This window comes from Deinococcus aquaticus (assembly GCF_028622095.1).
Taxonomy (GTDB): domain Bacteria; phylum Deinococcota; class Deinococci; order Deinococcales; family Deinococcaceae; genus Deinococcus; species Deinococcus aquaticus.
Genome location: NZ_CP115165.1, coordinates 2,850,563 through 2,871,140, shown reverse-complemented (window position 1 = coordinate 2,871,140; position 20,578 = coordinate 2,850,563). Strand labels below are relative to the sequence as shown.

At 67.3% G+C, this 20,578-nt stretch carries 18 protein-coding genes; 11 read left to right on the top strand and 7 right to left on the bottom strand.

The window, feature by feature from the left end:
• Window positions 1-114 precede the first annotated feature (114 nt).
• The 7 genes from secG (at window position 115) to M8445_RS13880 (ending at window position 8,522) form a co-directional block, all read left to right on the top strand.
• Window positions 115-339, top strand: coding sequence for a preprotein translocase subunit SecG (gene secG, locus M8445_RS13910; RefSeq protein ID WP_189063041.1), 225 nt, complete (start codon window positions 115-117; stop codon window positions 337-339).
• Window positions 340-948: 609 nt separating this feature from the next.
• Window positions 949-2,715, top strand: coding sequence for an ABC transporter substrate-binding protein (locus tag M8445_RS13905; protein ID WP_273988476.1), 1,767 nt, complete (start codon window positions 949-951; stop codon window positions 2,713-2,715).
• A gap of 87 nt (window positions 2,716-2,802) precedes the next feature.
• Entirely contained in the window at window positions 2,803-3,786 is a 984-nt protein-coding gene (locus tag M8445_RS13900; protein WP_273988475.1) for an ABC transporter permease, read from the top strand.
• A 5-nt stretch (window positions 3,787-3,791) separates the two neighbouring features.
• Window positions 3,792-4,925: an ABC transporter permease gene (locus M8445_RS13895; protein WP_273988473.1), complete on the top strand. Its 1,134-nt coding sequence runs from the start codon at window positions 3,792-3,794 to the stop codon at window positions 4,923-4,925.
• 118 nt (window positions 4,926-5,043) lie between these two features.
• A complete protein-coding gene (locus M8445_RS13890; protein WP_273988472.1) occupies window positions 5,044-6,087 on the top strand; it encodes an ABC transporter ATP-binding protein in 1,044 nt (347 codons plus the stop codon).
• Window positions 6,084-7,097: an ABC transporter ATP-binding protein gene (locus tag M8445_RS13885; RefSeq protein ID WP_273988471.1), complete on the top strand. Its 1,014-nt coding sequence runs from the start codon at window positions 6,084-6,086 to the stop codon at window positions 7,095-7,097. Before M8445_RS13890 ends, M8445_RS13885 begins: the two co-directional genes overlap by 4 nt.
• A gap of 129 nt (window positions 7,098-7,226) precedes the next feature.
• Entirely contained in the window at window positions 7,227-8,522 is a 1,296-nt protein-coding gene (locus M8445_RS13880; RefSeq protein WP_273988470.1) for a DUF4139 domain-containing protein, read from the top strand.
• A 331-nt stretch (window positions 8,523-8,853) separates the two neighbouring features.
• On the opposite strand, the gene M8445_RS13875 is transcribed toward M8445_RS13880, so the two are convergent.
• The 3 genes from M8445_RS13875 to M8445_RS13865 form a co-directional block, all read right to left on the bottom strand.
• On the bottom strand, window positions 8,854-9,594 hold the full coding sequence (locus M8445_RS13875; protein WP_273988468.1) for a methylenetetrahydrofolate reductase: 741 nt from the start codon (window positions 9,592-9,594) through the stop codon (window positions 8,854-8,856).
• The gene (gene metH / locus M8445_RS13870) at window positions 9,591-13,364 is read right to left on the bottom strand and encodes a methionine synthase (RefSeq protein ID WP_273988467.1); all 3,774 of its coding nucleotides are present in this window, start codon (window positions 13,362-13,364) and stop codon (window positions 9,591-9,593) included. The genes M8445_RS13875 and metH overlap by 4 nt, the downstream gene beginning before the upstream one ends.
• Window positions 13,365-13,695: 331 nt before the next feature.
• A complete protein-coding gene (locus M8445_RS13865; RefSeq protein ID WP_273988466.1) occupies window positions 13,696-14,544 on the bottom strand; it encodes a prephenate dehydratase in 849 nt (282 codons plus the stop codon).
• A 69-nt stretch (window positions 14,545-14,613) separates the two neighbouring features.
• Between M8445_RS13865 and M8445_RS13860 the strand changes: the two genes are divergently transcribed.
• On the top strand, window positions 14,614-16,032 hold the full coding sequence (locus M8445_RS13860; protein ID WP_273988465.1) for an amidase family protein: 1,419 nt from the start codon (window positions 14,614-14,616) through the stop codon (window positions 16,030-16,032).
• Between the two features lie 80 nt (window positions 16,033-16,112).
• On the opposite strand, the gene M8445_RS13855 is transcribed toward M8445_RS13860, so the two are convergent.
• The gene (locus M8445_RS13855; protein ID WP_273988464.1) at window positions 16,113-16,829 is read right to left on the bottom strand and encodes a septum site-determining protein MinC; all 717 of its coding nucleotides are present in this window, start codon (window positions 16,827-16,829) and stop codon (window positions 16,113-16,115) included.
• A gap of 105 nt (window positions 16,830-16,934) precedes the next feature.
• Here M8445_RS13855 and M8445_RS13850 point away from each other — a divergent pair, with 105 nt between their 5' ends.
• The 3 genes from M8445_RS13850 to M8445_RS13840 all read left to right on the top strand — a co-directional run bounded on the left by M8445_RS13850 (window position 16,935) and on the right by M8445_RS13840 (window position 18,932).
• Entirely contained in the window at window positions 16,935-17,078 is a 144-nt protein-coding gene (locus M8445_RS13850) for a hypothetical protein (protein WP_273988462.1), read from the top strand.
• Entirely contained in the window at window positions 17,065-17,445 is a 381-nt protein-coding gene (locus M8445_RS13845) for a S1 RNA-binding domain-containing protein (RefSeq protein WP_055362658.1), read from the top strand. The genes M8445_RS13850 and M8445_RS13845 overlap by 14 nt, the downstream gene beginning before the upstream one ends.
• Before the next feature lie 146 nt (window positions 17,446-17,591).
• Window positions 17,592-18,932 carry a S1C family serine protease gene (locus M8445_RS13840; protein WP_273988461.1) on the top strand — a complete coding sequence of 447 codons (1,341 nt, stop codon included), beginning with the start codon at window positions 17,592-17,594 and terminating at the stop codon, window positions 18,930-18,932.
• A gap of 73 nt (window positions 18,933-19,005) precedes the next feature.
• Here the strand turns inward: M8445_RS13840 and M8445_RS13835 are convergent, their stop codons facing one another.
• The 3 genes from M8445_RS13835 to M8445_RS13825 all read right to left on the bottom strand — a co-directional run bounded on the left by M8445_RS13835 (window position 19,006) and on the right by M8445_RS13825 (window position 20,577).
• Entirely contained in the window at window positions 19,006-19,287 is a 282-nt protein-coding gene (locus tag M8445_RS13835) for a hypothetical protein (protein ID WP_273988460.1), read from the bottom strand.
• A gap of 80 nt (window positions 19,288-19,367) precedes the next feature.
• Window positions 19,368-20,171, bottom strand: a complete 804-nt coding sequence (locus M8445_RS13830; protein WP_273988459.1) for a [LysW]-aminoadipate kinase — start codon at window positions 20,169-20,171, stop codon at window positions 19,368-19,370.
• 82 nt (window positions 20,172-20,253) lie between these two features.
• Window positions 20,254-20,577, bottom strand: coding sequence for a DUF1294 domain-containing protein (locus M8445_RS13825; protein WP_273988458.1), 324 nt, complete (start codon window positions 20,575-20,577; stop codon window positions 20,254-20,256).
• Window position 20,578: the final 1 nt, after the last annotated feature.

The window sequence follows — 20,578 nt, the reverse complement described above, 5'->3', positions numbered from 1 at the left end:
ACCCGGATCGTTCCCACCCGCCCTTCCTCACCGTTGTTCCACCGAATTCCTCTCTCACTCAGCCTGCCTGCCCGTGTCGGCGCTGCGCTGTCCGGATCTTTCAGGAGGTCAATCATGATTCTGAACCTGTTCCTTGTTCTGTTCGCGCTGGTGTGCGTGGCTCTGGTGTTCTTCGTGCTGTTGCAGGTACCCAAGCAGGCCGGTCTGTCGGCCAGCATGGCGTCCGGCGGCTCGCTGCTGGGCGGCCGGGGCGTCGAGGGTGGTCTGGTACGGATCACCAGTGTCCTGGGCGGCTTTTTCATGCTGCTGGCACTGCTGATCGGCTTCGTTTCGCGCTGAAAACCCGCTGCGCTCGCCGGGATGCCCGTCCGGGTATCTCGGCTTTTTTGATGCCTGCCCGCTGGCTGATGATTCTGGCAGGGCGGCGCAGGGGTCTGTATGCCAGTCCGGGTGTGGTCGGAACACCATGAGAGGATTCCGGTTGAAAGGTTTGCAAAAACTTTCAACCCGAGCGGAGCGAGCAGGAGAGAAACGGGTTCCGGGCGTGGAGTTGGCAATCCGGCGTTCTTCCGGGTTGTCAACGAAACAGACGGAATTCGTATGAGAGGATTCCGACCCTCTGTGCGAGACTGCATCTTTATACGTCTGAACTTCAGACCACGTCCGGGTACCGGGGCATACCCTGATCAGCCTCATGTCAGGTTGGTCGGGAGTAGGGCAAAGAGCGAATTTCAAACGGAAAGAATAATTCCGTATTTTTAGGCGACCGTAAGATCAATTAACGATTTCAGGTCGACTGGATGAGAAACGCGGCCAATAGTTTGTTCTTTTCTTGACCTGAACTAAGCCAGTCCATATATTGACCGGGCTGGAAACCCATTCAACCCAACGCGACGACCACGGCCCCGCCGGATCGTTGCCGTTTTCCAGAACCACCCGGAGGACCCCATGAAGAAAGTTCTGACCCTTGCCCTTGCCCTGACGGTCGGTAGCGCCGCCGCACAGACCGCCTTCGTCTGGCCCGCCGCCTGGACCGGCGAGCAGAACACCGCCAACAAGCGTGGCGGCGAACTGCGCCTGTCCGCCATCAGCGACTTCAAGACCTTCAACCCCTTCACCAGCGCGGAAGCCGACAGCATCCCCGACCGCATGGAGTCCGGCAGCGGCCTGTTCACCCAGGATCCCCGCAGCGACGAGCTGATCCCTTACATGGCTGCCAGCGCGCCCGTGGTCAGCAACAACAACAAGCGCTTCGTGGTCAAGATCCGCCAGGGCATGAAGTTCAGCGACGGTCAGGCCATCACCGCCGACGACTGGATCACCACCTGGAAGATCCACACCGACGACAAGGTCGGCAGCAACACCCGCGACAACTTCTTCTTGGTCGGTAAACCCATCACGATCAAGAAGCTCGACAACTACACCCTGCAGTTCGACTTCCCCCAGCCGAGCTCCAAGGCCCTCGTCCTGATGTCCTACACGCCCTGGCCCGACCACGTGTTCGGCAAGGCCTACCGCGAAGGCGGCGCCGAGGCCATCAAGAAGATGTGGACCCTCGCCACGCCTCCCAGCCAGATCGTCGGCCCCGGCACCTGGGTGCTCGAGAGCTACCGCGCCGGCGAGCGCGCCGTGTTCAAGAAGAACAACAACTGGGGCGACTGGAACAAGGATAGCCGTGGCCAGGAACTGCCCTACCTGAACAACATGTCCGTGCGCATCGTCGCCGACGCTAACGCTTCGCTCGCTGCCTTCCTGGCCGGCCAGATCGATACGGTCCCCATGCGCAACGCCGACGACCTGGCCCAGACCAAGAAGGCCATCGACGCCGGCAGCCTGAAGGCCTTCCTGAAGGCCAACGTGAGCCCCCAGGCGACCAGCCAGTGGATCACCTTCAACTGGAACAAGGCGAGCGACCCCGCCAAGCAGAAGCTGTTCCGTGACGTGCGCTTCCGCCGCGCCATGAGCCACATCGCCAACCGTCAGGCGATGGTTCAGCTTGCCCTGGGCGGCCTGGGCAGCGAGACGTACTTCAGCACCTACCCGATCTTCAAGCAGCAGATCGACGCGGGACTGTCCGCCGGCGCGCCCACCTACAAGTACAACCTCGCCGAGGCCACTAAACTGCTCGGCCAGCTCGGGTACACCAAGAAGAACGCCCAGGGCTTCCTGGTCGACAAGGCCGGCAAGGTCCTGGAATTCAACCTGAGCACCAACGCCGGCAACACCGTCCGCGAGCAGCTCGGCCGCATCTTCGCCGACGAGGCCAAGAAGGTCGGCGTGAAGGTCAACTTCACCCCCATCGACTTCAACACCCTGGTCAGCCAGCTGACCTCGAAGGGCGAGAACCGTCCCTTCGATGCCATCCTGCTGGGCCTGAGCGGCGGCGACAACATCTGGAGCTTCGGCCAGAACGTCGTGCCCTGCGGTACCAACCTGCACTCCTACAACAACCCCACCGACGGCAAGTGCGCCACCAGCCAGGAACAGCTGATGACCAAGCTGTACTACCAGGGTGACGCCGAACTGAACGACGCCAAGCGCCGCGCCATCGGCGGGCAGCTCATGAAGGTCGAGGGCGAACTGCAGCCCGTCATCTACCTTGTGGGCGGCAACTACCACGTGGCGTACAACGAGCGCCTGGGCGGCGAGTTCGCGGCGAACATGATGGACGCCTACTACGGTCACCGCTACTACCAGCTGACCTTCATCAAGTAAGCCCCAGAGCCGATTCTCTGCTCCCACGGGGGGTGGTCCGCCCGCGCGGACTGCCCCCCACACCCATGACGCCCACGGAGTACCCGCATGATCCCATTCCTGCTGCGCCGCGTAGTGCAGTCCATTCCCACCCTGTTCCTGGCCAGCCTGCTGATCTTCTTCGTGATTCAGCTCGCTCCCGGTGACTTCCTGACCCCCGCCAAGCTCAACCCGAACATCAGCCCCGAGCAGATCGCCGCGCTGGAAAGCAACTTCGGGCTGGACCGGCACCCCATCGAACAGTACCTACTGTGGATGAAGAACATGATCTTCAACCTGAACTTCGGGCTGTCCTTCCAGTATCAGCAGCCCGTGCTGGACGTTGCCCTTCCCCGCGTCCTGAACTCGCTGTGGCTGGTGCTGCTGAACCTGATCTTTTTCTACGCCATCGCCATTCCGCTGGGTGTGTACGGCGCCGTGCGTCAGAACTCGCTGGGCGACAAGGCCGTGAACGTGGTCCTGTACTTCCTGCTGGGCTTCCCCAGCTTCTTCCTGGCCCTGATCGTCATCTACTTCATCCTGCAGATCCGCAACGCGACCGGCTGGGACATTCCCATCAACGGTATGACCAGTAACGGCTTCGACGCCATGGCCCCGCTGGAAAAGGTCTGGGACGTGCTCAAGCACCTGCTGATTCCCGCGCTGGTCCTGGCGATCAGTGACGCCGCTGGCCTGACCCGCGTCATCCGCGGCCTGATGCTGGAAGTCATGCGCTCGGACTACATCCGCACCGCGCGCGCCAAGGGCGTCAGTGAACGCACGGCCATCTGGAAGCACACCTTCCGCAACGCCATCCTGCCCATCGTGGCCGGCATCGGCGGCCTGTTGCCGGCCGCCATCAGCGGCGCCGGCCTGACCGAGGTCGTGTTCGCGTACCCCGGCATCACGCCCATGATCCTCGACGCCATCAACACCCAGGACCTGTACCTGATCGCCGGCTTCACGGTGCTGGGCACCATCCTGCTGGTCATCGGCAACGCCCTGAGCGACATTCTCCTCGCGGTCGTCGACCCGCGCATCAAGGTCGGGTGACCCGCGTGACCACCGTTCCCACCTCCACCCCCGTCAAGGCTCCGGTCCGCTCGCAGTCCCAGCTGTCCGTCGCGTGGGGGCAGTTCCGCAAGAACCGCCTCGCGCAGGTCGGCGGGACCATGATCATCCTGCTGTACCTGATGGCGATCTTCGCGCCGTTCCTGGCTCCGGACGGCCTGTCGAACTACTCGACCAGTAACATCACCCGCTTCCACCCGCCCACGCCCATCGGCCTGCGCGACCCGGAAACCGGCGCGTTCGGCCGGCCCTTCGTGTTCAAGTACACCCAGCAACTGAACATGGATACCTTCGTGAACGAGTTCAAGCCCAGCGCCGAGAAGTGCCCCATCTACTTCGGCGTGCGCGGCGACAGCTACCGGATCCTGGGTCTGATTCCCGGTAACCTGCACCTGTTCGGCACCGGGCAACCCGACTGCAAGGTGTACCTGATGGGCGGCGAGGACCTGGGCCGCGACCTGCTCAGCCGCACCCTGTACGCCTCGCAGATCAGCCTGACCATCGGCGTGGCCGCCGTGCTGATCAGCACCCTGATCGGCCTGTTCATGGGCGCCATGGCCGCGTACTTCGGCGGGTTCGTGGACACGGTCATCATGCGCCTCGTCGAGGTGCTGGCCTCCATTCCCACGCTGTTCCTGCTGATCCTGCTGCGCTCGGTGTTCCCCAAGGAAATCAACCCCATCCTGGCGCTGTACGTGATTCTGGGCATCCTGGCGTTCATCAACTGGGGCGGCCTGGCCCGCGTCACGCGTGGTCAGCTGCTCAGCGTGCGTGAACAGGACTTCGTGTCGGCCGCTAAGAGCCTGGGCGCCAGCGACAACCGCATCATGATCCGGCACATGCTGCCCACCATGACCACCTATGTCATCGTGACCACCTCGCTCGCCATTCCCGCCACCATCCTCACCGAGTCCGGCCTGAGCTTCCTGGGGATCGGCGCGGTGGAACCCTACGCCTCGTGGGGCAGCCTGCTCAAGCAGGCGCAGGACGGCGGCCTGAGCAGCCTGAACACCCGCCCCTGGGTGCTGATCCCCGGTTTCTTCATCGTGTTCACCGTCATGTGCTTCCAGCTGCTTGGCGACGGACTGCGCGACGCCTTCGACCCCAGAAAACGTTCCTGACCCCCCGCAGGCGCGCCGCCCCGTGTGGCCAGATTCCCTGGCCGCACCCACCCATCAGCCCCGACCCGGCGCGACGGAACGGTTGTATGATGCGCTACGTGTTTAAATCGGAGGAACCATGACCCATCAGGGTGAAGTCCTGCTGGCCGTGAACGGTCTCAAGACGTACTTCAATACCGACGACGGTGTCGTCAAGAGCGTGGACGGCGTGACCTTCCACATCAAGAAAGGCGAGACGCTCGCTGTCGTGGGCGAATCCGGCTCCGGCAAGAGCGTGACCAGCCTGTCCGTCATGCGCCTGATTCCCACGCCGCCCGGCCGCATCGCGGAAGGCGAGATTCTGTTCACCGGCAAGGACGGCGTGCAGAAGGACATCGTGAACCTGAGCGAAGCCGAGATGCGCAAGATTCGCGGCAACGACATCAGCATGATCTTCCAGGAACCCATGACCAGTCTCAACCCGGTCTACACCGTCGGTGACCAGATCGCCGAGGCCGTCATGCTGCACCAGGGCAAGAACAAGAAAGAAGCCATGGGCGTCGCGACCGACATGCTGCGCTTCGTGGGCATCCCCGCCCCCGAGAAACGCGTGAACGAGTACCCGCACCAGATGTCCGGCGGGATGCGTCAGCGCGTCATGATCGCCATGGCCCTGTCCTGCAAGCCGGCCCTGCTGATCGCCGACGAGCCCACCACCGCGCTCGACGTGACCATCCAGGCGCAGATTCTGGACCTGATGCGCAAGTTGCAGCAGGACGTGGGCATGAGCATCCTGTTCATCACGCACAACCTGGGCGTGGTGGCCGAGATGGCCGACCGCGTCGTCGTGATGTACGGCGGCCGCGTGGTCGAGGAAGGCGACGTCGTCGAGATCTTCAAAGCGCCCCGCCACCCATACACCATGGGCCTGCTGAACTCCATTCCCCGCCCCGGCGAGGCGCACGAACCCGGCCAGCCCAAGGGCCGCCTGGAAGCCATTCCCGGCAACGTGCCCAACCCCCTGAACCTGCCCAGCGGCTGCGCCTTCGAGCCGCGCTGCAAGTTTGCCGTGCCCGACTGCTCCAAGGCCGTTCCGGCCCTTGAAGACACTGGCCACGGTCACATGGCCCGCTGCATCCGCTGGCGCGAATTCGAACAGGTGCAGTCCGAGGTGACCGCATGACCGCCACTGCCCAGAACCGCCGCGCCATGCCCGCCACGGGCGACACGCTGCTGGAAGTCAACAACCTCGAGAAGTACTTCCCCATTCGCGGCGGCCTGCTGTCACGCGTGGTCGGGAACGTCAAGGCCGTCAACGACATCTCGTTCCGCATCGGACGCGGCGAGGTCGTCGGTCTGGTGGGCGAGTCGGGTTCCGGCAAGACCACCGCCGGGCGCGCCATCCTGCGTCTGATCGAACCGACCGGCGGTCAGGTGCTGTTCAACGGCACTGACATCACCAAGCTGTCCAAGGGGCAGATGCGTGATTACCGCCGCGAGATGCAGATCATCTTCCAGGATCCCTTCGCCAGCCTGAACCCCCGCATGACGGTGTCTGACATCATCGGCGAGGCCATGCAGATCCATAACCTGCACCCCGGCAAGGGCCGAATCGACCGCATCGCCGAACTGCTCCAGAAGGTCGGCCTGCGCCCCGAGCACATGCGCCGCTACCCGCACGAGTTCAGCGGCGGCCAGCGCCAGCGCATCGGGATCGCGCGCGCGCTCGCCGTGGACCCGGCGTTCATCGTGGCCGACGAGCCCGTCTCGGCGCTCGACGTCTCCATCCAGGCGCAGGTCGTGAACCTGCTTCAGGACCTGCAGGAAGAACTGGGCCTGACCGTGCTGTTCATCGCGCACGACCTCGCGGTCGTCGAGTACATCTGCGACCGGATCATCGTGATGTACCTGGGCCGCGTCATGGAGATCGCGCCCAGCCGCCAGCTGAACACCAGCCCCAAGCACCCCTACACCGAGGCGCTTCTGTCGGCGGCGCCCGTGCCGGACCCGACCATCAAACGCCAGCGCATCATCCTGGAAGGCGACATTCCCAGCCCGATCAACCCGCCCAGCGGCTGCGTGTTCCGCACCCGCTGCCGCTACGCGATTGCCGACTGCGCGAACATCGTTCCGGAACTGCGTGAAGTCAGCCCCGGTCACTTCAAGGCCTGCATCCGCGACGACATCCTGTAAGCGCTGCACGCCGTAACCGTCCGCGCAGTTTGGACAGCCCGCCGACCCGACTGGGAAGGCGGGTTTTTCTGTTCCTATTCTGACCGGACCTCTCACATCTCATAATGAGGGCCGGGTCACCATGCAGGCATGACCAAAGTGTTCCCGGCCGTCCTGCCCGCCCTCGCCGCCGCCCTCGCCCTCGGCAGCGCCGGAGCTACCGACCTGCGCATCTACCCCAGCTTCACCGAGGTCCGCCAGCCCGTCACGGCCACCGGCACCAGCCTGAACGTCACCCTGCCCCAGTCCGCCTGGGAAAGCGTGTTGCCCGGCAGCCTCGACCTGGAAGGCCTGCCGTTCAGCAGCGCCGCCCAGACCCTCCAGAGCAACTGGCTGAGCGGCCTCGAGGGCCAGACCGTGTACCTGCGCCGGGGTGAGACCACCGAACCCGTGACCCTGGTGCGCGCCCGCGACCTGCTCGTCAAGGACGCCGAGGGCCGGTTCTTCAACGTGCGCTTCGAGGACCTGTCCTTCAGCGCCGCGCCCCCCCTGAACCCCCAGAGCCCCAGCCAGACCCTGACCTACACCCTGCCCCGCGCCGGAGCCGGCACCCTGACGTACCTGACCCGCGCCGTCACCTGGAGCCCCCGCTATACCCTGAACGCCAGCACCGCCGGAGCGAACCTGACCGCCCTGGCCGACCTGCGCAACAGCACCGAACTCGCGTACGACGTGCAGAACACCGAACTGTACGCCGGAGACGTGACCGTGCAGGCCAACCCGCAGGCCGAAGCCGGCTTCGCCGCCGACATGGTCATGCGCGCCGTCCCCACTGCCGCCGCCCCCGCCCCCAAGATCCAGAGCCAGGGCGAACTGCGCGGCCTGACCCGCTACGACCTCACCACGCCCTTCACGCTGCCCGCCAACTCCGTCATCACCCTGCCGTTCCTGACGCCCAAACTCAGCCGATTCGAACGTTACGCCGGACTCGACACCTACTTCGGCACCGACACCCGCACCGGCACCCTCAACCGCTCCTACCGCCTGGAAGCCGACCAGCGCCTCCCCGCCGGCCCCCTCACCGTCCGCGAGGACGGCCGCCTCGTCGGCCAGACCACCCTCCCCGACACCCGCAAGGGTGGCACCATCGACTTCTCCCTGGGCGAAGACCCCGACATCGAATACACCCGCAGCGCCGCCCAGACTGCGCAGGTCAAGGACGCCAAGGGCAACGTCACCAAGACCACCTACAAGGTCACCTACGCCTTCGAGAGCAGCAAGGACCGCGCCGTGCGCGCCGAAGTCACCGAACGCATCGGCGGGCGCGTCATCATTATCGACACCAGTGCCCCCGTGAAGAACCAGGGAACTGCGAACCTCCGCGTGGATGTGCCCGCCAACGGCAAGGTCAGCCGGACCTTCACGGTGGTCATCGACAACAGCTGAGGCTTCAGCGCGATTCGGGTCTTCCAGATGTTCCTGGGAGGCCCGATTCATTCGCCCCACCCCCCAGCCCCCTACCCCAGGGGGGCAGGGGGAGCAGTCGCTGCGCTCAGCAAGAGGTTCTACTTCTGCGGCGGGGTTGCTGTGGCCGGTAACGTGTCCGGCCTCGACGCCATCCTGCCGCGCCCGGTGGAAGGCCCGCGCGCTTCGCGCACGACGGCCGGCGGCAGTCGGCGGTAAGTGGCTGTGCGGGACGGTTCAGGCCGCTGATCTACTTTTCTGGCTTCAGCCGGGAGCTGGGGTTACTCATAGTTCAAAGGTCCGAGCCCGTCGCTCAGAGAATCCCTTCCAGGTACGCCTGCACGTCTACCTTGACCGGCATGAAGTACGCGTGCTGGCCGCGCTCGCGGGCGAAGGCGAGCAGGTCGGCAGCGAACGCGCGGTTGCACTCCAGGGTGGGCGTGAACGAGCGGGGGAACACGGCGTGGTTGCGCGCCCGCCAGTAGTTCAGGCTGGATTCAGTCAGGATGCTGGTCGCGCCCCACCATATCTGCGCGCCGTCCGGGATCAGGTCGCTGTAGGCGTCCATGACGCGTAGGTCGAAGAACGGCTGCGTGAAGAACCCGGTCGCGCCCGCATCCAGCTTGCGTTCCAGGTAATCGCGTTCTCGCGCGAACGACTGCCGGTACGGGTCGAGGCCCGCGTACACGGTGAGGTGTGGGGCCTCGCGGCGCAGTCGGCGGATCAGGTCGACGGCGTCCTGGTCGTACACCTTCGCGCTCATGTCGGCGGGTGCGTCGCCGGTCACGACCAGCACCTCGCTCAGGCCGTGCTGCTCCAGCGTGTCCAGAAACGGCAGCGGCTCGCGCGGGTTGAAATCCACGGCCCGCAGGTGCGGCACGGCGGCGTGGTGTGGCCGGGCGAACGCGCAGCCCAGCCACGAGCGCAGCGAGTAGCGCGTCAGGTCAGGAATGTTCACCGTGTCCACGCTGGACAGCGAGGCCGCCACCTGCGCGATCTCGGCCCGCAGGCCGCTGCGCGAGCGGGGCACGAGTTCCACGGACACGCGGGTCACGGGCGGCCTCCAGCCGCCGCCGATGGCTGAAGGCCGATGGCAGAAGGCTCCCCAGTGGCCTCGCCTTCCGCCTTCTGCCTTTCGCCATCCGCCACCCCCGCGTCATACGCGAGGATCGGTCCCAGCCAGCGTTCCACCTCGTCCAGCGGCATGCCCTTGCGCCGGGCGTAGTCCTGCACCTGATCGCGGCCGATCCGTCCGACTGCGAAGTACCGCGCGTCCGGGTGCGCGAAGTAGAAGCCGGACACGGCGGCGGCGGGCCACATGGCGCACGACTCGGTCAGTTCCAGGCCGATCTCCTGCGCGTCCAGCAGGCGGAACAGGGTGCGTTTCTCGGTGTGGTCGGGCTGCGCGGGGTAGCCGGGCGCGGGGCGGATGCCGTCGTAACGCTCGCGGATCAGGTCGTCGTTGCGCAGGGCCTCGTCCGGCGCGTAGCCCCAGTGCCGGGTGCGGACGTCGCGGTGCAGTTTCTCCGCGAAGGCCTCGGCCAGCCGGTCGGCGACGGCCTTCACGAGGATCGAGTTGTAGTCGTCGTGCTCGGCCTCGAACGCGCGGGCCAGTTCGTCCGCGCCGTGAATGGCGACCGCGAACGCCCCGATGTGATCGCCGTGCGGCGCGATGAAGTCCGCGAGGGCCACGTTCGGGGTGTTCTGCTCGCGCTGCTGGCGCAGGGTGTGCAGGTGCACCACGCCGGGCAGCGCCTCGCGGCCGGCGGCGAGTTCATGCATGGCGAAATCCAGCGTTTCCCCGGCCGGCACGTCCGGGCCGACCTGCACGGCAATATCGTCCCCGTCGCGCTCGGCGGGCCACAGGCCGATCACTCCGCGCGCGGTCAGCAGCCCTTCGTCGATGGCGCGTTGCAGTAGGGCCTGCGCGTCCGCGAACAGCTTGCGGGCTTCCTCGCCGCGCAGGGGGTCGGTCAGGATGTTCGGGTAGATGCCCTTCATCTCCCACGCGATGAAGAACGGCGTCCAGTCGATGAACTCCAGCAGCTCCGCGATGGGCTGCTCGATGACCTGCCGGCCCGGTTCGCGCGGGGCTAGCGGGACGGTGGGGGAGAGGATCGGGGCGCGTTCCCGCGCGTCTGCGATGGGAATCAGGCGGATATTGCGTTCGCCGTGCCGCTCACGCAGGGCGTCGTACTCCTCACGGATGCGTTCCTGCACGCCGCGCGGGTCGGCCAGCAGGTCGGCGGTGGTCGTCACGGCGCGGCTGGCGTCCAGCACGTGCACGACCGGGCCGGAGTACGCCGGGTCGATCTTCACGGCGGTGTGGGCGCGGCTGGTGGTCGCCCCGCCGATCAGCAGGGGCTGGGTCATGCCACGGCGTGTCATCTCGCGGGCCACGGTGACCATCTCGTCCAGGCTGGGGGTGATCAGGCCGCTCAGCCCGATGACGTCCGCGCCGATGCGCACGGCCTCGTCGAGAATCTTATCGGTGGGCACCATCACGCCCAGGTCCGTCACCTGATAGCCGTTGCAGGCCAGCACCACCCCGACGATGTTCTTGCCGATGTCGTGTACGTCGCCCTTGACGGTCGCCATCAGCACCCTGCCCTTGCCGCCCGCCTCCTGCTTCTCGGCCTCCATGTAGGGCGTCAGGTAGGCCACGGCGCGTTTCATCACGCGGGCGGACTTCACGACCTGAGGTAGGAACATCTTCCCGGCCCCGAACAGGTCACCCACCACGTTCATGCCGTCCATCAGCGGCCCCTCGATGACCAGCAGTGGCGAGCCGAGTTCCTGGTAGGCCTCCTCGGCGTCCTGATCCACGAAGTCCGCGATGCCCTGCACCAGCGCGTGCTTCAGGCGCTCCTGCACCGGCAGGTCACGCCACGGACTGCCTGCCCCGACCTCGCGCTTGATGCCCTTGTAGCGGTCGGCGAGCTCCAGCAGGCGTTCGGTGGCGTCCGTCCGGCGGGCCAGGATCACGTCCTCCACGGCGTCCCGCAACTCGGGTTCGATGTCCTCGTACACGGCGAGCATCCCGGCGTTCACGATGCCCATGTCCAGCCCCGCGCGGATCGCGTGGTACAGGAATACGGCGTGCATCGCCTCGCGCACGTGATTGTTCCCCCGGAAGGAGAACGACACGTTGCTGATCCCGCCCGACACCAGCGCGCCCGGCAGGTTCGCCTTGATCCAGCGGGTCGCCTCGATGAAGTCGATGGCATAGCGGTCATGCTCCTCGATGCCGGTCGCGACGGTCAGCACGTTCGGGTCGAAGATGATGTCCTGCGGCGGGAACTTCACGTCCTCGGTCAGCAGCCGGTACGCGCGGGCCGTGATCTCCTTGCGACGCTCCAGGTTGTCGGCCTGCCCCTGCTCGTCGAAGGCCATGACGACCGCCGCCGCCCCGTAGCGCCGCAGCAGGCGGGCGCGTTCCAGGAACTTCTCCTCGCCGTCCTTGAGGGAAATCGAGTTCACGACCGCCTTGCCCTGCACTCGCTTGAGGCCCGCCTCCAGAATCTCCCACTTGCTGCTGTCGAGCATCAGCGGCACGCGGCTGATGTCGGGTTCCCCGGCCAGCAGGTTCAGGAACTTCACCATGGCCGCCTCGCCGTCCAGCATGCCCTCGTCGAAGTTCACGTCCACGATCTGCGCGCCGTTCTCGACCTGCTGCCGCGCGATCTTCAGGCCCGCGTCGTAGTCGCCGGCCAGGATCGCCTTCGCAAATTTGGGGCTGCCGGTCACGTTCGTCCGTTCGCCCACGTTCACGAAGTTCAGTTCCGGCGTGACGTTCAGGGGTTCCAGGCCGCTCAGGCGCAGCACGGCGGGTTGCTCGGGGGCCACGCGCGGCGGCACGCCCTGCACCGCCCCGGCAATCGCGCGGATGTGTTCGGGCGTGGTGCCGCAGCAGCCACCCACGATGTTCACCAGCCCCGAGCGGGCGAACTCGCCCAGCACGGCGGCCGTCTGCTCGGGCGTCTCGTCGTACTCGCCGAAGGCGTTCGGCAGGCCCGCGTTCGGGTGCACGGACACCAGCGCGTCCGTGTTCGCGGCGATCTCGCGCAGGTGGGGGCGCAGCAGATCCGCGCCCAGCGCGCAGTTCAGGCCGAGGCTGAACAGGTTCGCGTGCGAGGTGCTGATGGCGAAGGCTTCCGGCGTTTGCCCGCTCAGCGTGCGCCCGGACGCGTCCGTGATCGTCCCGGACAGCATGACCGGCAGCGTCCGGCCCGTGCGGGCGAAGGCCTCCTCGCAGGCGAACAGCGCCGCCTTGGCGTTCAGGGTGTCGAACACGGTTTCGAGCAGCAGCAGGTCGGCTCCGCCCTCGATCAGGCCCTCGGCGGCCTCGGTGTACGCGGCTACCAGATCGTCGTAGGTGACGTTACGGAACTCCGGGCGTTCCACGTCCGGCGAGAGGGTCGCCGTGCGGTTCGTCGGCCCGATGCTCCCCGCCACCCAGCGCGGTTTCCCATCGCGGGCCGTGAACTCGTCGGCGACCTCGCGGGCCAGCCGCGCGCCCTGCACGTTCATCTCGTACGCCATGCCTTCCGTGCCGTAGTCCGCCTGACTGATCGTCGTGGAGTTGAAGGTGTTCGTGCTGGCGATATCCGCGCCCGCCTCGAAGTACGCGCGGTGCACGGCGCGGATCACGTCGGGTTTGGTCAGTTGCAGCAGGTCGAAGTTCCCCCGGTACATCCGCAGGGGGTCGGCGTCATCCCATCTGAAATCGGCTTCCGTCAGGCCCGCCTGCTGGAGCTGCGTGCCCCACGCCCCGTCCAGAATCAAGATGCGTTTGCGCGCCTCAGCGCGAATATCCGTGCTCATGGTCCACCCCTGTCTCAAAGCAAAAAGCCGCCCAGCGGCGGCCTCGAAAGTCGTTGTGCGCGATTGCTGCGCCGCTCCTGGGCCATCGTCCCCGCTCGCGCCATCGTCAGCGCACCCACGCGGGTCTCTTCTGAAAGCACCGTTGCCGCAATGAGGGCCGGTTGCCTCGCCATCACAGGGCAGAAAATCCCCTCCGGCGATTCTGGATGACCGCGCCCGGCGGGCACGATACGGGCAGCATAGCGCAGGCCCACCACCCTCAAAGGGGGGTGGAGTGGACAGGCCCGCGCCCCGTCCGGCCGCGCTAGCCGCCCGTGCTACCCGGCCTTCATTACCCGACCGTACCCTGCGCGGCCGGGTACGAACCGATGATCTTGGCGTAACTCGCCTTGCGCAGCACCCCCGCCAGCGCCTGCGCCACACGGGGGTCGCGGGCGTCCCCCTCGATATCCACGTACATCAGGTAACTCCAGGCGCGGTCCCGGCGCGGGCGGCTCTCGATGCGGCTCAGGTTCAGGCCGCGCAACTCGTTCAGCGTCTCGACCAGGAACCCCGGCGTGTGCCGCACCGCGAACACCAGACTCGTCTTGTGCGGCGCGTCGCTGGGCGCGGGCTCCGCGCGCGACAGGATCATGAAGCGCGTGAAATTGAACGGTTCGTCCTCGATCTCGCGTTGCAGGATGTTCAGGCCGTACAGTTCCGCCGCGCGGCTACTGGCAATCGCCGCAAGGTCCCGCTCGCCGCTCTGCGCGAGGTTCTTGGCGCTCCCGGCCGTATCGTGCGCCGCGACCGGCTGCCACCCGTGCTTGCGGATCAGGACCGTGCACTGATCCAGCGCCGGCTGCTGACTCGCCACGCGCCGGATGTCCTCCAGCGCCACGCCGGGCAGCGCCATCAGGCAGTGAGACACGCGCACGATCACCTCGCCCGTCACGTGCAGGTCCGTCTCGCTCAGCAGGTCGATGGACTGGTGAATGGCGCCCATCAGGCTGTTCTCGACCGGCAGCACCCCGAAATCCGCCTCGCCGGCCTCCACGGCCCGCGCGACCTCATGGAAGGTGGGGTACCCGCGCGTCTCCACGTCACGGCCCTCGCCCAGGGCGTTCAGGGCGGCGATCTCCCCGTAGGAACCGGGGTTCCCCTGGAAGGCGACGGTCAGGCGGTCGGGGCGTTCACTCATGCGCCCGAGGCTACCGCACCGCGTCCCAACCTACCCTCCGGGCCGATAGACGTGGGTACAGTACAGGGCGTGACCCTGACCATGCCCGACCCGATCCTCGATCTGGACGCCTGTTCGCTTGCCGCCGCCACCCGCCGCGGCGACCTGACCGCCAGCGAGGTCACCCGCACGTACCTGACCCGCCTGCACGCCCTGAACCCCCGCCTGCACGCCGTGATCACCGTCAACCCGGACGCGCAGGGCAGCGCCGACGCCCTGGACGCCCTGAGCGAGGGCCAGCGCGGCCCACTGCACGGCGTGCCCCTGCTGATCAAGGACAACATCGACGTGGCGGGCCTGCCCACCAGCGCCGGTAGCCGCCTGCTGCTCGGGCACGTGCCCGCAGCGGACGCCCCGCTGGTCGCGCGCCTGCGGGCCGCCGGGGCCATCATCCTGGGCAAGGCGAACATGACCGAATGGGCGAACTTCATGACCGTCGGCATGAGTAACGGGTACTCCAGCGCCGGCGGCCAGACCGTCAATCCCTGGGGTGACACCCTGGACACCGGCGGCAGCAGCAGCGGCAGCGGCGTCGCGGTCGCCGCGCGCCTGTGCGCCGCCGCCATCGGCACCGAAACCAGCGGCAGCATCGTCAGTCCCGCTTACCAGAACGGCGTGATCGGCCTGAAACCCACCCTGGGTCTCGTGCCGCGCACCGGCGTGGTCCCCATCAGCCACAGCCAGGACACCGCCGGGCCCATTACCCGCAGCGCCCGCGACGCCGCCCTGATCCTGAGCGTGATCGCCGGCCCCGACCTGCATGACGAGGCCAGCCGCCGCCTGCCCGTCCCGGACCTGCGCATCCGCGACGCCGCCCTGAACGGCGCGCACGTCGGCATCATCCGCGACGAACCGCACGTCAGCCCGGCCGAGCAGGCCGCCCTGGACCACCTGAGCGCCCTGCTGACCGACCTGAACGCCATCACCCACGACCGGACGTTCCCCACCCGCCAGGAACTGAACGCGAGCGGCTGGAACCTCGAAGTCCTCGAATACGAATTCAGGGGCGACCTGAACGCCTACCTCGCGGGCGTCACGCACGGCCCCCGCAGCCTTCAGGAAGTCATCGACGCGAACGACCACGACCCGGAACACCTGCTGCGCTACGGCCAGACGCTCCTGCACGCCGCGCAGGGCACCCGGGGCGACGCCAGCGAAACCAACTACCGCCGCGCCCGCGACCGCGATCTGCGCCTGACCCGCACCCGGGGCTTCGACCAGCTGTTCGCCGACGGCCTCGACCTGCTGATCTTCCCCGGCATTCACGGCTGTGGCCTGGCCGCCAAGGCCGGCTACCCCAGTCTCGCCCTGCCCGTCACGCCCCCTGGTATCGACGGCCCGCCCAGCGGCGCGCTACTGGTTGCCCCGGCCGGACAGGACGGCCGCCTGCTCTCCCTGGCCGCCCACCTGAACCGCGAACTGGGCGGCGTGCGCTTCCCGGCCGTGTAAGGGAAGTGGGGTGCAGGCAGTGAGTGGCTTTGAAATGACCGCTCAGGCCGCGCACACGCTGTTGACCATCAACCATCAATCTACTTCTGCGTGTCGATCTGAATGACACCGCCGCTCAGGCGGGCGACCTCGGCGGTGGGCTGGTCCTCGCGGTGGCGCATGTTGCTCAGGCTGCTGCCCTCGGGCGCGCGGGCAACCGCGTCCCCGATACGCAGCTGCGGGCTGGCGATGGGCCGCGCCCAGACGATGGCGTCACTGTGGCCGCCCTGCCCGGCGTGCGCGAGGCCGCGCAGGGCCCCGATGACGATCACGTCGCCGCCCGCCACGACTTCCGCGCCGGGGTTCACGTCGCCCAGCACGATCACGCTGCCGGGGTACTCACCCCGGAACCCGGCCCGCAGGGTGTGCGGCACGATCACCGTGCGCCCGCCCGGCACGCCCGAGGCGACCGGCGGCTGGGCGGCGGTGGTGCGAGCTGCCGCGCTGTGCGACGCCGCGCTGTGGGACGCGGGGCTGTGGGGTGCAGGGCTGGACTGCGCCGACATGGGCGTTGGCGCCGGGGCCGGCATGGGGGCGGGCGCGCGCGTGGCCCGGATACGGCCCGGCGTGCCCCCGGCGGCGCGGATGCGCGTCAGGGCTTCCTCAAGGGCCTGGGGGTCCACGTCGGCTTGGAGTTCCACAGTGATTTGCCCGGTCAGGAGCGTGGCGCGCACGCCCAGCGCCTCGGCGACAGACCCGGCCGTGTCAGCGGGTTCCAGCAGGAGATTCATGCCACCAAGCGTGCCGCGCAACTTCATGAGGCCAATCTAGAGCATCCGGCCCCCACGCCGGGCGGGGGAGAGCTGAACTGCGGCCCGCGCTGCACCCGGTTCAGACCCCCGGCTGAGGTGAGGATGGGATGCGTGCTGGCCGCGCTTTCTGAGGAGGCCGCTCAGGTGACGTTCACGTTCGCGCAGGCGGCGTATGAACCTGCGGCGCATGAGTGCGGGGGATGGTGTACCATGAGCCTCATGCTTTTCAAGGAGAACACCTTTGGTGCAGCTTGATTCCGGCGCGGTCGTGGAGGGCCGCGTAACGCGCGTGACCGATTTCGGCGCGTTCATCCAGTTCGAGAACGGCGAGACGGGCCTTGTGCACATCTCGCAGATCGCTCACTCGTTCGTGCGCAACATTCACGACCACGTCCGCGAAGGCGAGAACGTGGAAGTGAAAGTCCTGGGCCGTGACGAGCGGGGCCGACTCGATCTTTCGATCAAGGAACTGCTCGAGGAGCCCGAGGAGGTGCCCCGCCCCCGCGCAATCGGACGGCAGAGCCCTCAGTTCGAGGCCAAGCTCCGTTCCTTCATGCGTGACGCCAAGGAACGCACCACCGCAGGTGGTGGCAAGAAACCCGCCGGCAAACGCAAGAAGTAACCCCGCATCCCGGCCCCGTGCCGGACACCCCGCAGAGGCCGCCGTCCACCCGGACTGGCGGCCTCTGGCGTGCCGCCCCTGTCCCCTCGGCGCGTGCCGTGTCTTTTTTAACCGGACTGTAACCGCCACCCGGCAGAATGCCCCCCATGAAACGCTCCCTGTCCATCCTGGCCCTGACCGGAACCCTCGCTGTCGGTGGGCTGGTCGGTTACGAACTGAACACCCGCACGGCCCCAGTCACGGCGTCGGCCACCACGCAGGCGGTCACCTCGCAGACCGCGCCGGACACCAACCTCAGCGCCGGCAGCGGCGCGCAGGGGCAGATGGTGCAGGCCGCCAACGGCACCTACGACGGAGGCCGCGCCCGCACGGAATCCGAGGCGAACACCGTGCAGGTCGTCAAGGACCGCCAGGCCGGACTGGTGTACGTGAGCGTCAGGGAAAGCAGCGCGAACAGCGCTCAGGCGCAGCTGCGTCAGCGTCTACAACAGCAGCTGCCCTTCACCCTGCCGGATGACGGCAGTGGCAGCGGGCAGGCTCAGACTGGCACCGGCAGCGGCTTCTTCGTGACCGGCAGCGGCGACATCATCACCAACAACCACGTGGTCGAGGGAGCCAGCGAGATCACGATCCGCCTGCATGGTGACAAGACCGAGTACAAGGCGAAAGTCGTGGCCCGCGCCCCCGACTTCGACCTGGCCCTGATCCGCGCCGAGGGCCTGCCAAGCGGGGCCGCCCGACCCATCCCGCTGGGCGACAGCGATAACCTGGACGTGGGCCTGAAAGCCGTCGCGATGGGCGCACCCTTCGGCCTGGAGTTCAGCGTGTCTGAAGGAATCATCAGCAGCCTGGAACGCCGGGTGCCGGTCGGAACCAGGGGCGTCGAGCAGAGCGTCATCCAGACTGACGCCGCCATCAACCCCGGCAACAGCGGCGGGCCGCTGCTGGACAGTGCCGGTCAGGTCATCGGCGTGAACACCCAGATTCTGACCGGCGGCAGCGGCCAGAGCGCCGGCGTAGGCTTCGCGATTCCCGTGAACACCGTCAAGAAACTCCTGCCGCAACTCCAGGCTGGCAAGGGCGGCGTGATCCAGACGCCCACCCTGGGCGTGCAGTTCACGGACCTGAGCGTCCTGAGCGCCGCGCAGCGCAAACAGGCGGGCCTCCCCGCCCAGGGCGCCCTGATCCAGGAAGTCGCGCCGGACAGCCCGGCCGCCGCCGCCGGACTCCGGGGCGGCACGACCGCAGGGCTGCAACTGAACGGGCAGGCGGAAACGCAGGGCAGCGGCGCAGACACTCTGAACACCGACGGGGACATCATCACCGCCGTGGACGGCCAGACCATCAGCGAGGGCGACGACCTACGCCGCGCCATCATCGGCAAACGCATCGGCGACCGCGTGAAACTCACCGTGCAGCGCGCCGGGAAGACCCGCACCGTCGACGTGACCCTCAGCGCCTTCAGCTTCCCCACCAGCAACCAGTAAAAGTTGCGCAGGCCGTCGCGGTTCACTCCAACGTCATGGGAGTGCGCCGCGACGGTTTGCTGGCCTGCCTGCGTTACCCGAACAGGGGGCCGAGGTCGGTCATCACGCCGGTCGCCTGGGCGGGCGTGAATACGTACGATCCGAAGACCGCGTGGAATTCCTGGTGGGTCAGGTGGCGGGTCTGGCCGCTGGGGCCGGTGGCCTGCACCTGTTCGCCACGCGCGGTCAGGCGGTACTCGCCGAGTTCGCGGACGCTGGCTTTCTTGCCGCGCCCGGCGCGGAGCAGGGCGGTCACGCGGTGCTCGCAGCCGCCTTTGACGCTCAGGAATTCCAGGAGTTCGGCGGGGGTCAACATCGGCTGGGAAGCATAGCACCCCCGCCCGGCACTGCGGGAGAGGGTGCTATGGGAGAAGTCCGGTCTACGAGACGACGGTGCTACGAGACGACGGTGCCGGCCCCGCCGAGCGCGGCGCTGATGGGTTCCCCGGCGCGGGCGTCGCCGAAGATCACGCGTTTCACGCCGCCCTGCACGGCCTCGGCGGCCCCGAGAACTTTCTTTTTCATGCGGTCCTGCGCGAATTCCAGGTAGGACTCCACGTCGGCGGCGGGAATCTCGCGGATCAGGCTGCTCTCGTCGGGGAAGGCGCGCAGCAGGCCCGGCACGTTCGAGAGCAGCAGCAGCGCGTCGGCTTTCAGGGCGACGGCCAGCGCGGCGGCGGCGCGGTCACCGTCCACGTTGATGGCCACACCCTCGTAGGAACTGGCTGGGGGCGTGAGGACCGGCAGGTACCCGCCCGCCAGCAGCAGGTCGATCAGGCCCGTGTTCACTTTCTCGACGGTGCCGGTGTGGTCGCCGCGCAGGATCTTCGTCTTGCCGTCCTCGACGATCCGCACGGAGTCCTTGTGGCGGCCTTCGAAGATGCGGCCGTCGAGGCCGGACAGGCCGACGGCGTTCACGCCGAGGCGTTGCAGGCGTTCCACGATGCCCTTGTTCATCTTGCCGCAGTACACCATCTCGAAGATTTCGAGGGTCTGGCGGTCCGTGAAGCGGCTGGTGTACCCGCTGGGGCTGGTGACGAAGCGGGGGGGGTGGCCCAGGGCTTCTGCCACGCGGTTGGTTTCGCCGCTGCCGCCGTGCACGAGGATCAGTTTCTCTCCGGCTTTCCAGCGCTGGGCGAGGTCCGCGCAGACGGCGTCGTAATCGATTCCGGCGCTTCCGCCGACCTTCACTACTATCATGCGGTGCATCTTAGCGCGTGACAGGAATGAAGGTCAAATGGTTTTCAATTGACAGGCATTTGGGGTCGCAACTGAGGCTGGGTCAGATCCAGACGACCAGCGCCAGCAGCGCCGCCCACGCCACGGCCCACCACAGGCAGATGCGCCGGAAAGCCCGCTGATACGCCACCTTGCGCGTCTTGTGCCGGAAGACCTGCTGCCCCGCCCACGACCCGGCCCACCCGCCCAGCCGCTCGAAGCGGTGCAGCGTCGCCTCCGGCAGGCGGCCCTCGCGGGCCTGTGCCAGTTGCTTGTCGCGCCACACCGCCACGAACGCCACCAGCCCCCACACGACCTGCCACGCCACGAAGACCCGGAACAGGAAGTCCAGCAGGGCCGGGACGTTCAGCTGCCAGTCACTGCCCACC